Annotated in this window: 8 protein-coding genes; 4 read left to right on the top strand and 4 right to left on the bottom strand. The window is 42.4% G+C overall.

The window, feature by feature from the left end:
• Positions 1 to 4: 4 nt before the first annotated feature.
• Both CBF27_RS02390 and CBF27_RS02395 read left to right on the top strand, forming a co-directional pair.
• A complete protein-coding gene (locus CBF27_RS02390; protein ID WP_126812041.1) occupies positions 5 to 1,354 on the top strand; it encodes an APC family permease in 1,350 nt (449 codons plus the stop codon).
• 607 nt (positions 1,355 to 1,961) lie between these two features.
• Positions 1,962 to 2,312 carry a class Ib ribonucleoside-diphosphate reductase assembly flavoprotein NrdI gene (locus tag CBF27_RS02395; RefSeq protein ID WP_126812043.1) on the top strand — a complete coding sequence of 117 codons (351 nt, stop codon included), beginning with the start codon at positions 1,962 to 1,964 and terminating at the stop codon, positions 2,310 to 2,312.
• 102 nt (positions 2,313 to 2,414) lie between these two features.
• Here the strand turns inward: CBF27_RS02395 and CBF27_RS02400 are convergent, their stop codons facing one another.
• Positions 2,415 to 3,707 (bottom strand): Y-family DNA polymerase, encoded by a 1,293-nt coding sequence (locus CBF27_RS02400; RefSeq protein ID WP_126812045.1) that lies wholly within the window; start codon positions 3,705 to 3,707, stop codon positions 2,415 to 2,417.
• 320 nt (positions 3,708 to 4,027) lie between these two features.
• On the bottom strand, positions 4,028 to 5,029 hold the full coding sequence (locus CBF27_RS02405) for a helix-turn-helix transcriptional regulator (RefSeq protein ID WP_126812047.1): 1,002 nt from the start codon (positions 5,027 to 5,029) through the stop codon (positions 4,028 to 4,030).
• Between the two features lie 178 nt (positions 5,030 to 5,207).
• Between CBF27_RS02405 and CBF27_RS02410 the strand changes: the two genes are divergently transcribed.
• Positions 5,208 to 7,211 (top strand): oxidoreductase, encoded by a 2,004-nt coding sequence (locus tag CBF27_RS02410; protein WP_126812050.1) that lies wholly within the window; start codon positions 5,208 to 5,210, stop codon positions 7,209 to 7,211.
• Positions 7,212 to 7,586: 375 nt separating this feature from the next.
• The gene (locus CBF27_RS02415) at positions 7,587 to 8,210 is read left to right on the top strand and encodes a hypothetical protein (RefSeq protein ID WP_126812052.1); all 624 of its coding nucleotides are present in this window, start codon (positions 7,587 to 7,589) and stop codon (positions 8,208 to 8,210) included.
• A gap of 118 nt (positions 8,211 to 8,328) precedes the next feature.
• Here the strand turns inward: CBF27_RS02415 and CBF27_RS02420 are convergent, their stop codons facing one another.
• Both CBF27_RS02420 and CBF27_RS02425 read right to left on the bottom strand, forming a co-directional pair.
• Positions 8,329 to 10,194, bottom strand: a complete 1,866-nt coding sequence (locus tag CBF27_RS02420; RefSeq protein ID WP_245985921.1) for an ABC transporter ATP-binding protein — start codon at positions 10,192 to 10,194, stop codon at positions 8,329 to 8,331.
• 12 nt (positions 10,195 to 10,206) lie between these two features.
• Positions 10,207 to 11,934, bottom strand: coding sequence for an ABC transporter ATP-binding protein (locus tag CBF27_RS02425; RefSeq protein ID WP_126812054.1), 1,728 nt, complete (start codon positions 11,932 to 11,934; stop codon positions 10,207 to 10,209).
• Positions 11,935 to 12,341: the final 407 nt, after the last annotated feature.

Genomic DNA, 12,341 nt, shown 5'->3' on the forward strand with positions numbered 1-12,341 from the left:
AAATATGAGAGTCAGCGAAACAGACTCAGTCCGCCCCGCTGAGGGTGAATTAAAACGCACGATGACTTTTTTCCCTGCGTTATCTACGGTTATGGGAACTGTTATTGGTGCCGGGGTATTTTTTAAAGCAGCCAGTGTCGCCTCTGTGACAGGTTCCACCAGTTTGCACATGTTTTCATGGCTTCTGGGCGGTTTAATCAGTGTCTGTGCGGGATTGACCGCGGCTGAATTAGCTGCGGCTATACCTGAGACAGGCGGTATGCTCAGATATGTGGAGAGGGCATACGGAAAATTTGCCAGCTTTTTATTAGGCTGGGCGCAGGCGATTATTTATTTTCCGGCAAATGTCGCCGCCCTTTCGATTATTTTCGGTACCCAGTTCAAAAATTTATTCGGATTATCCGACACGATGATTGTACCAATTGCCATCGCTGCCGCGACATCAATTATGCTGCTGAATTTTTTAGGTTCCAAAGCAGGCGGCATGTTCCAGTCCATCACACTGGTCTGCAAACTGGTCCCACTTGCTTTGATTGTGGTTTTTGGATTGTTTCAGGAAGGACAGATAGAAGTCAGTCTGTTCCCGGTTCAGGCTGGTGCCGGAGTCGGCGGTTTTGCGCCAGCTCTAGGTGCGGGACTGCTGGCTACGATGTTTGCGTATGACGGCTGGATTCATGTCGGCAACATCGCCGGAGAATTGAAAAATCCCTCAAGAGATTTGCCGCGTGCCATCGCTGGCGGTATTTTCGGTATCATGATTGTTTATTTACTCGTCAACTGGGCCTATTTAAGAACAATGGCGATTCCTGATTTGGCTGGCAATGAAAATGCCGCTATGGAAGTAGCACAGAAAATTTTCGGCGGCTTAGGCGGTCGGATCGTCACGATAGGTATTTTAGTTTCAGTTTACGGTACAATTAACGGCTACACGCTGACCGGTATGCGTCTGCCTTATGCGATGGGAATCAGCCGGCAGCTGCCATTTTCAGACAAACTGGCCAAACTTAACAGAAATAAAGTCCCTTACATTGCCGGCTTTCTGGAGCTTGGTATTGCCATCATCATGATGATGGTCGGCGGCTTTGATGTATTGACAGATATGCTGATATTTGTTATTTGGATTTTTTACACCATGGTATTTGTGGCGGTAATTATTTTAAGAAAAACAGAACCGGACTTGCACCGTCCGTACAAAGTGCCTGTTTATCCTGTGATTCCTGCCATTGCAATTGTCGGTGGTGTATTCATTGTGATTATGACGTTAATCAATCAATTCCAACTGGCGATGATCGGCTTGATATTAACGGCGGTCGGCATTCCGTTTTATCTGTATATGCAGAAAAAAATACAATAATGTGTGAGGTACCCGGGCAGCCCAACATCTTTTCAGGTGTCGGGCTGTTGCTTTTTTTTTTAAAAGTCAGGAAGTAAATCCGTTGCAAAAAGCTGAAAGATATGATATAAATATATTGTAAGGGGTTACATGAATTCCCTAATACCACTGAACGAACGATTCAGTGGAATAGTGAACACAGCCCATGATTGCTTATCACGGCTGGCAGAGAATTTTGTCGGGAGACAAGAGAGGAGAGGGAGTTTGAAAGATTCCTTACTAATTGAATATGGTCTAGCAAGCGTGTAAAGACAGCGATTGAGAAAACGAACGGCACTCAATCCATAGAGAATGAACTGAATGTCGACTTGCTAGACTATTTTTGTGTCGGTAAAACATATGTAAATATAAACTATCCGTTGAACTTTTACGGGTAGTTTTTTTGTATGCTTGCGCATAGACAGATGTTCATCAAACGCATATAATAAAAATAAATGATAACCATTATCAATTGGAAAAGGAGGTGATTGCTGATAGTCACAAGTTATATCTTAAAAGATGCAGAGCTCAGTTCGTCAGGTAAAAAGAGAAGGACTGTTAAAATAATATATATAAATGGGGAATCATTATGAAAATAGTTTATGACAGCCGGACAGGCTTAGGAAAACAATTTGCACAAGGTTTGGGGTATTCCTGTCAGAGTGTGGATGAAACGCTGGATACAATGTGTATTTTGGTCACTCGCAATGTCGGATTGGGAAAAATTCCCAAAACGACGAAACAGTTTATTAAGGATTATTCTCATTTGATAAAAGGCATCGTTGTCAACGGGAATAAACGCTACGGCAGGTTTTATTGCGGAGCGGGGAAACAAATCGAAGCTGAATACGGTTTGTCCGTCATTCGCCGGATTGAGGGCAGTGGGACACCAGCCGATGCCCTGTTTGTCAAAGAGTTTATAAAAAAGGTTGCTGAATGAAGCCCATCAAACGTTTGGCGGTTTGTGATAATAGATAAAAAACTGCGCAGCAATCATTCTTTGCTGCGCAGTTTTTTTGTCGGGGAGGGCGTGCTCAAGCATTTATTCCAAGCCGTCGTTGCCGCCGGCATGTCCGCCGACAAGGGAACTTCTGGCAATGGCAGTCGCTCCATCTTCCAGACTGCTGGCATGGAAAATAGATTTGAAGCCGTATTTACTTCGCACAAAATCAACCGCTTTGTCGAGGTTGCCGCTGGTGATTTGCGCTTGGGCATCTTCAAATAAATCCAACTGAATATTTTCAGTGTAAACCAATTTTGAATATGCGATGGCAATATTTCTGACAGCTTCACCTCGGTAACGTTTGCGAAATAGCGTCAGACATTGCTGGACGAGTTTTTTTGAGTGGTTTGTCTGCGGGATTTGCATTTGGAGCGAAAAACCACGTTCGCTTTCACCACGGGAGAATCCGATACTGAGACTGACACACCGCGTTTGACAGCCGTGCCTGCGGATACGGGTCGCGACTTGTTCAGCCATTTCCCGGATGACAATCTCGATTTCCCGCTGGGATGTGTAATCTTTCATCAGTACTTGCGAATTGCCGTAAGATTTTTCCAGCGGCTTGCATGGTTCATTTAATTTGGCGCGGTCGATTCCCCATGAATTGGCATACAGTTGTGTGCCAATCACGCCAAGCCGTTCGCTTAAGCGATAGTAGTCATAATGCGCCAAGTCATAAACGGATTCTATACCCATCATATTCAGGCGGCGTTTAGTCCGCTGACCGATTCCCCACATATCTGCCAAGTCGTTAATTTTCCAGACAGTTTCCGGTACTTTTTCATAACGCCACTCTGCAATCATATCCGGACTGTTTTTTGCGGCGTTATCCAGTGCAAGTTTTGCCAGCAGCGGATTGTCGCCGATACCGATGGTACAATACAAGCCGGTTTCAGTTTGCACATCTTCCTGAATTTTTTGGGCCAGCTGATAAGGTGTTTTGCCGAACAGTGTCAGACTGCCGGTTATATCCAAAAAACTCTCATCAATAGAATAGATATGTAAAAATTCATCCGGGACGTAGCGCCTGTAAATATTGTTGATCAGCAAATTCCTGTCGATATAAACAGTCATGCGCGGCGGTACAATCACCAAATCCGGGTGTTCCGGCACATCGTATTTCCGCGTGACATTGCTTACCCCCAAGTGTTGTTTGGCGGCTGGGGAAGAAGCCAGTACCAGACCTCCCGTGTTGTCGGCATGACTCATGACGACCAGCATCGTTCTAAGCGGATGCAAGCCGCGGTCAACACATTCAACAGACGCATAAAATGATTTTAAATCAATGCATAAAATATCGCGGCGCGGTTCAAGCGCGTAATCAAAGCTCAATGAGTTCACCTTCTTTCACGCTGTTTATGCAGCGAGTCATCGGCTGAGATGCTTCTTCACTAATTTTTTGTAATGCCTTCAGACATATTATACAAACATATGTTCGATTTGTAAATGATGGAGTGAGGTTTGAAGGGAAATGAACAGCCGGTGATAAAGACATCAAGCACAAGAGTAGCACGTTGAACCATGGTTGTCGGGACTTAAGAAGCAGAAAAACTGTGTACAGTAAAAAAATTAAATTGGGATTCAGGTACCATATAAACAAGTTCCGTCGCAGGTAAAGGCCACAAAAAATGGAAGGTATCACATGAGAATGCTTAAATCAGTTGGCTGTTTGCCGATTTCGACGGGGAGACAATACTGGTTTTCACCGGGCAAACTAGAGGATTGCTGCTGATCCTGCAAAGAGCCTTTTGCCATGTTTGATAAAAATCAGTTGGTGTCATGTGGTATTTTTCTTTGAATTTCCGGCAAAAGTATGATGTATCGCAAAATCCCCATTTGTATGCAAGGTCGGTTATATTCAACGAAGAGGTAAGTAAATCTTCTGCAGCCCTTTCCAAACGCAGCTCGTTGAGAAATTGACTGAATGAGCATTTGGCACTTTCAAATAGTTTTTGAATGGTTCTGGTGGAAATACTGAAATGTCTGGCGATTTCCGGTAAACATAAATCGGGATTCGTTAAATTTTTGGCAATAAAGTGTTGGATAGCTGCCAAATCAGGTTTATGTACACGTGAGGAAGCCGTAGTTTTTTGTCCAAGCCAATAATAAATCATGTCAAGGTAATTTTTAAATAGCTGTTCCCTGACATTGGCTGATTCGCTTAACAATTCTTTTTCCATGGTGAATGTATGTTCATGAATGATTTTCCCAAATCCGTGCTCGCATTGCAGCAGCAGTTGACTAGGAAGATGTTGCAGGAAGTGTTCGTTAACCAGTGTGACGGGGACAAAGAAATTGATTCCTTTCCCGCGTGTCTCCCGCCTGAACACCGACCAGCGGCCTAACTCGAAAATCAGGCAGTGATTACTGCAGAGTTTGATTTTTTTTCCGCGGTATTGATGTTGTTCGACACCGGATTTAATAAAGCGGAAGGCGATAATTTTATGCTGGTTATTTCTATTTTCAAAAATTCCGGTGGATGGTCCGATGTCACTGTAAGTCATCGTCAAGTCTCCTATCACGTGGACCCGTGAGCGGTGCATGCCACCATTGCCCGGACGCTGTTGTTCAATATTGAATCCGTAATGCTGGTGGGACAGATCTGCGATATAATCCGCTGAGTTAGTAAATTCTTTGGAAAAATTTTGTTTCATTTTATTTCACTCCAATGAAAATGCGTAAAAACAACAGACATTTAACGTATGATTTCAATCATTATGTGACAAGGGCAGGTATACTTTATGTGAGCAAGCTAGCTTGATACTTCTTGTGAATATTTTATCAAAAGAAGGCGACGATTTCAAAGAAAGCGTATACAAAAGGAGCGTTATCATGAAATTAAAACACAAACCGCTTTTCCAGCCATTTAAGATAGGAAATGTGGAAATCAAAAATAAGTTTTGTATGGCACCGATGGGAACTTTGTCGCAGACTGACGAAACGAACAGTTACACTCCCGATGCGGTTGATTATTTTGCTGAAAGGGCTCGGGGCGGTGTAGGCTTGATTATTACGGGGGCAAACTGGGTAGAAAGCGAGATTGAAAAGCATAGGGATGCATTTTTCCCAAGCCCTAATACTAATGAAGATGTCTATGAAAAAATAGGCAAAGAAATTGTTGATAAAGTCCATCCTTACGGGACAAAGATTTTTCTTCAACTGACAGCAGGGTTGGGGCGTAGTGCTTTGCCAACTGCTATACAAGGGAACGACTATGTTGCCCCATCGCCTATAATGAACCGCTGGATAGATGAAGAATGCCGGGAATTGACCACAGCTGAAGTGGAAAAAATTGTTGAAAGTTTTGGCGAAGCTGCATCGCTGGCTAAAAAAATCGGTTTTGACGGTGTAGAAGTGCATGCCATGCATGAAGGGTACTTACTGGATTGTTTTACCATGTCGTTGTTTAATCAGCGGACAGACAAGTATGGCGGAGATTTAAGAGGACGACTGACTTTTCCGCTTGAAATCTTGCAGACAATAAAAGAAAAATGCGGCAAAGATTTCCCGGTAATCTTGCGTTTTAGCATAAAAAGTTATGTCAAAGCGTTGAGGCAAGGTGCCGTTCCGGGAGAGGAATTTGAAGAGCTGGGCAGAGATGTCGCAGAATCGCTTGAAGCTGCAAAAATTTTGCAGGAAGCCGGCTATGATGCGTTTGACGCTGATGCAGGGACATACGATGCCTGGTATTGGGCGCACCCGCCGATGTATTTTGATAAAGGCATGTATTTGCCGCTGACAGAACAACTGAAAAAAGTTGCCACAGTGCCGGTTATTGTTGCAGGGCGGATGGAGAATCCGGATATGGCGGCTGATGCGCTTCAAAGCGGGAAAATAGACGCCGTGGGCTTAGGCAGGCAATTGCTGACAGATCCGGAGTATGTCAATAAAGTCATGACTGAGGACTTCATGGACATTCGTCCTTGCTTAGGGTGTCATGACGGCTGTTTCGGTCGGCTGCTTGAAGGCGGCAGAGGCTCATGTGCAGTGAATCCGCAATGCGGGCGCGAGCCGTTTACAAAAATCGAACGAGCTTGCCATCCTAAAAAAGTAGTTATTGTCGGAGGCGGACCTGCCGGTTTGGAAGCCGCGCGCGTCAGTGCATTAAGAGGGCACGATGTCTCGCTGTTCGAAGCAAAAGACAGCTTAGGCGGTGCCTTATTAATCGGAGGGATTCCGTCCTTTAAGCAAGATGATTTGGATTTAGTCGAATGGTATAAGCACCAAATGGCTAAACTGCATGTTGACGTGCATTTGAACACGAAGGCAGATGCAGTACTTATCCTCGAACAGGAAGCAGATGCCATTTTCATCGCAGAGGGGTCAGAACCAATCGCCCTCAGTCTGCCGGGAATGGAAAAAAATCATGTGTGTTTGGCTGAGGATGTGTATCTGCAGCGTAGTCCTGTTTCTGAAGAATGTGTCATCATAGGCGGCGGCTTGGTCGGCTGTGAACTGGCCCTTCATTTGTCGCTTCAAGGAAAAAAGGTGACAATTGTGGAGGTTCAGGAAGATATTTTACGTTCAGGCAAGCCGCTTGCCCCGATGAATGAGTGGATGCTTCGCGACCTGCTTGCATTCCACGAAGTGAAACTATTGACCAAAACGTCTGCTAAAGAAATCACTGAAACAGGACTGGTGATAGAAAACGACGGCAAAGAGGAAACACTGCCGACCCGTCATATTGTGGCAGCTATCGGCTATCGCTCCAAACAAGGGCTGTTTGAAGAGCTGCGCTGTATCTCTCCGTACGTCTTCAACATGGGAGACGGTGCCGCAATCGGCAATATCCGGGCTGCAATTTGGCACGGATTCGAATTAGGTAGAAATATTTGATTTGCTAATTTCCATTCATATCAGTGTGTCACTTTTATAGTAAAATCAATAGAACAGGACTTGCTGTTGCTGTAAGGCAAGTCCTGTTTTTATTAATATGCCATTGAAGGAAGTGTATTTCCAGTAACTGAGGGGCTGAGTGCACGCAATATATGCTGGTATAGCAGGTTCGATTTTAATCCCGGTTAAAAACTCTTGTATTGATGTATCATTTACAGGCGATTCAAGAAAAAATAATTTTGTACGGTACTTATCAAAATGATGTTTCATGTTATAATAGCACGCGTATGCTTGTACTGAAAAGGACAAACTATCTTTCAGGTATTGGCAAAATATTTACGGCAAAGCCGAGAAAGAAGGAAGTGTAAAATTAGCATGGCAGAATGGTCACAACGAACAGAGACATATATTTACAATCAGGTGAACGGCTGGCTTGAGGAATACTTTGAAGAAAATCAGCAAGTGCAACTAGAACCAAAAACTCCAGATGAAAGCATTGCTTTTTATGTCAATTTGTTTTCGGAGAGCATGTATAACTATCACCTTAAAACACCGAAATCGTGGACAGCAACTGCAGCATATGACATCGTATCATGGTATTTTCCAACTAAAGTTCTGTTAAATGAAAAGGAAGCAAAACAAGTGATTCCGACGTTAGTGTCATTTACCGAATTTTTAGGCAGTAAGGGATATATCCGGAATGCAAAAACAATTGTAAAAGCACTCAATGAAGCAAAAGAAGAATTTTTTGATGTCTTACAAAACCCGGAGCTGTTTGGTACGGCCAAGCAATTTGCGATGAGGGCACAAGAAGAAGGTGTGGATGTTTCTGATTATGACCAGCTGCGCGAGTTTGCTGCATACGAAAATTTTACCAATAGCCAGCAGGAAAATGTATTATCCGACACCGTGGATATAGATGTACTGTTAGCGAGGCAGCAGAAGAAAATTCAAAACAAGATAACTAAATTGAAAAAGAAAAAAAGAAGAAAAAAATAAGTGCTGTCAGGCTGACGCATATAAAAGAAATTTGAAAAAAACTATTTATAAAAAAGCAGAAAAACTCTACATCATACGGTTTTTCTGCTTTTTATTAGCTGGTTCACGAGCATTAGTTTTAATGTGCGAAAGCAGGACTTCTTACTTGGGAATCCGTGTGAGTTAAAAATTGACTCTTATACAAATCAGCATACATTCCGTCGTGTTGCATCAACTCTTCGTGGTTTCCTGTTTCTATAATATTTCCCTTATCCATGACCAAAATCAAATCAGCGTTACGAATTGTAGATAATCGGTGAGCAATAACAAAACTGGTCCGTCCTTTCATAAGGTTGGCAATAGCTTCTTGTATCTTAACTTCCGTCAATGTATCAATATTGGATGTGGCTTCGTCAAGGATTAGCACAGGCGGGTCTGCCAGAGCGGTTCTTGCGATTGTCAATAGTTGTTGCTGGCCTTGGGAGACAATACTTGCTTCACTGGAAATGACCGTATCATACCCGTCAGGCATATTTTCAATAAATTGATGACATTGGGCTAATTTGCAAGCTTTTATAATTTGTTCGCGGGTTGCCAGTTTGTTTCCATAGGCGATATTGTCTGCAACTGTACCTTCAAACAGCCATGTGTCCTGTAAAACCATCCCAAACATTTGACGGACTTTTTTTCGGGTCATATCTCGTATATCGATACCGTCGAAGCTGATTGTTCCCGAATTGATTTCATAGAACCTCATTAACAAATTAATTAACGTCGTTTTGCCGGCGCCTGTGGGTCCAACAATCGCAATCATCTGTTTTGGTTTAGTCTCAAAATTGACAGCGTTCATGATGAGGTGGGAGTCATTGTATCCGAAAGCAACGTCTTTGAAGACTATTCTGCCTTTGGGTTTGCTAATATTGGCTGGCTGATCTGTGTCCGGCACGGCATCATCCATATCGATTATTTGGTATACTCGCTCGATTGATGCCAATGATGCTTGAAACGAATTAATAATAAAGGAAGTTTCCGTTATTGGCTCTGAAACTTGCGAAACATACTGCAGATAGGCTTGTACTACTCCAACAGATAAAAAGCCTTGAATTGCCAAATACCCGCCATATACGGCACTGACGATAAATGCAATCTGGTTCAGAAAACGGATTGCCGGATAAATGGCGTAATTCATGAACATTGCTTTAAGATGCGCTTCATGTTGCTTTTCATTCGCCTCAACTATTTTTTCAAAAGATTCTTCTTGCTGATTAAACACTTTAATCAGCATATTACCGCTGAACATTTCCTCGGCAATACTATTAAACACCCCTAACGTCTCGAAGTTCTCAGCAAAAGAGGCTTGGCTTTTCTGAGAAATTTTTACGGTAAAATATGAGCTGACTATCATTAAAACCAGCACAATGACTGTTAACCTCGGGTTGATCCAAAGCATCAATCCCAGGCCGATAATGATATTGAAAACAGCCGACAGGAATTGATTAAATCCTACAACCAGTATTTCAGCAATTCTTTCAATATCAACTGAATTTCTGCTCAAAATTTCGCCTACTTTGACATCGTCATAAAACTTCAACGGCAATCTAGTCATTTTGCCAGTAATCATTTCTCGTAAATAAGTGCCGCTCTCTTCGCTGACTCGGGCCATAATCCTTTCTTGAATGAACAAGACAATGAACGTTATCACTGAAGCAGCTGTCAGCGCAAGGAGCGGTTCGGTAATGACTTCGATTACCTGCCCCACTGTAAAATTTCCGATACCGAACTGGGATATTAACGCTGCTACATTGTCAATGGCGATTCCCATAAACCAAGGGATGAGTGTATACATGACACTGCCCAAAGCTGCCATGATTAATACGACAATCATTTTAGTTTTGGTTCTTAGAAGTAGCGTGACAAATAGGAACAATGCCCGTTTAATATCGTGCGGCTTTTCGGTGGCACGATTTTTTTGAGTTTTGGTTTTCGTCTTCAGTATATTAATCATATAAGAAAACTCCTATTCTATAATAAATTGTGATTTAGCAAATTTTTTATAAGTGTCGTTATTTTGAATCAAGTCATCGTGTTGACCTATCCCGATAATTCTGCCATTGTCCATAACAATAATGTTATCAGCGTGCATGATAGAACTGACTCGTTGTGCAATAATCAGAAGAGCCTTGTCTTTTAAATGCTGCTTTAAGGCACTTCTTAATGTTGCATCTGTTTTGTAATCCAAGGCGGAAAAACTATCATCAAAAATATACAACTGACTAGGTTTGCTCAACGCTCGCGCAATGCTGATTCGTTGCTTTTGTCCGCCGGAGAAATTTGCTCCGCCTCTGGCAACGGTTGACTTATAGCCGTCGTCCAGTTTAGCGATAAAGTCGTCAGCCTGAGCGATTTTAGACGCATGGACCATCTCTTCATCGCTTAAATCCTGATTATGGTATTTGATGTTTGCTTCAATCGTACCGCTGAAAAGCAGTGCTTTTTGCGGGACGTAACTGATATTGTCTCTCAAAAAATGTTGAGACAGCAGCCGGATATCTGTCCCGAAATATTTGACTGTACCATGACTTGGGTCAAATAGTCTAAGAATCAATTTTGCAATCGTGCTTTTGCCAGAGCCGGTAGCTCCGATGACAGCGACAGTTTCACCGCGCCTGATTGAAAACGAAATGTCATTGATTGCATAATTATCCCGGCCATCGTAATCAAAAGAGATATTTTCAAATGTAATCACTTTATTTGTATCGCTGTCAATTATATTATCCGGGGATTTGCTGACATCTTTGATCGTCTCGTCGAAAGATAATATGTCCTCTATCCGCAATAAAGCGGCATATGCTCTAGGCAACATGACGATGACCAAAGCAGACATGATAAATGTCAGGATTGCCAACGTAGTATATTCTATAACAGCTGTCACCTGACCAATCGGTATAGCGCCGGAGGGGACTTTTATCAATCCAAACCACAAAATAGCTATCATTGAGAATCCCAGCAATGAATAGGCGGCAGGCGTTAAGTAGGCAAACAATTTATTAATGTGAATCATATTGTTTGCGTAGTCTTTAAATGTATTGTTTGTTCGTTTCTCTTCATAGGTTGAGTTGTCAAACGCTCTGATAATTCGGACGCCAATAAAGAATTCTCTCAAAACCAGCATCATTTGGTCTAAATAGGTCTGAATGGATTGCAAATATGGAAACGACAGCCAAGTAACAATACCAGCGGCTAGTATGAACAAACCGACTACAATCATCGCTATCCACCCCATTTCGGGGGAAATCATAAACGACATGATGATACAGATAATTCCAACGATGGGCCCCGGTAAAATCATCTGAAAAATCATGACAACGACTTGCTGAACATTGACCACGTCAGACGTGATTCTGGATGTCAGTGCCGATGTGCCGTAGTTTTCAACGTCAGTCACCGCTAAATGCTGCACCTTTCTAAAAATAGATAAGCGCAAAGAGGTCCCAAATTTGGTTGCGATGACAGACGAGTAGTAACTGCACGCCAATGCAACTAGAACGCCGACTATAGAAACCATCAGCATTTCAATACCAAGTCTCCGAACAACATGAAAATCGTTCATGATGATGCCGTCATCAATAATATGTGCAACAAGATAGGGAATGTACAATATCGTCGCAAACTGAATTGCTAAAAGTGTTAACGTCCCAAAAAATAAGAATGTATTTTCCCGAATGAACTGCTTGATTAATCTCATGATGTTATCCTCACCTTTTTGAAAATGTGTTTTTAGTATGCTAAAAAAAATAGGACATGGAGTACGCTTCTTCGCATTGCCTACGAAGCGTACTTCACGTCCTAATGTCACCCGGCAGCGACAATTAGCGTTTGTTAAGTCCCCTGATAATAGCACGGTCTTTTTTTGTGGTCAAGAAAAAATAACATTTTTTAGAAAAATATCATAAGACTGATATGTTATATAATTTAAAAACAAAAGTTATCTAAATGATACATAGGAGTTGTGTTCGTTGCTTCAACTGTCCAGTAAACCGATGTTAAACATGTGAGCAAAAAAAGAACGGACAACATTTTTACAAACAAAATGTGGGGTGTTTATGGATTATGATGTGACAGGCTTGTAAGTAGTAGTTGGCCGCTTCTTGT

The sequence above is a fragment of the Vagococcus acidifermentans genome (assembly GCF_003987655.1).
Classification (GTDB): Bacteria; Bacillota; Bacilli; order Lactobacillales; family Vagococcaceae; genus Vagococcus_B; species Vagococcus_B acidifermentans.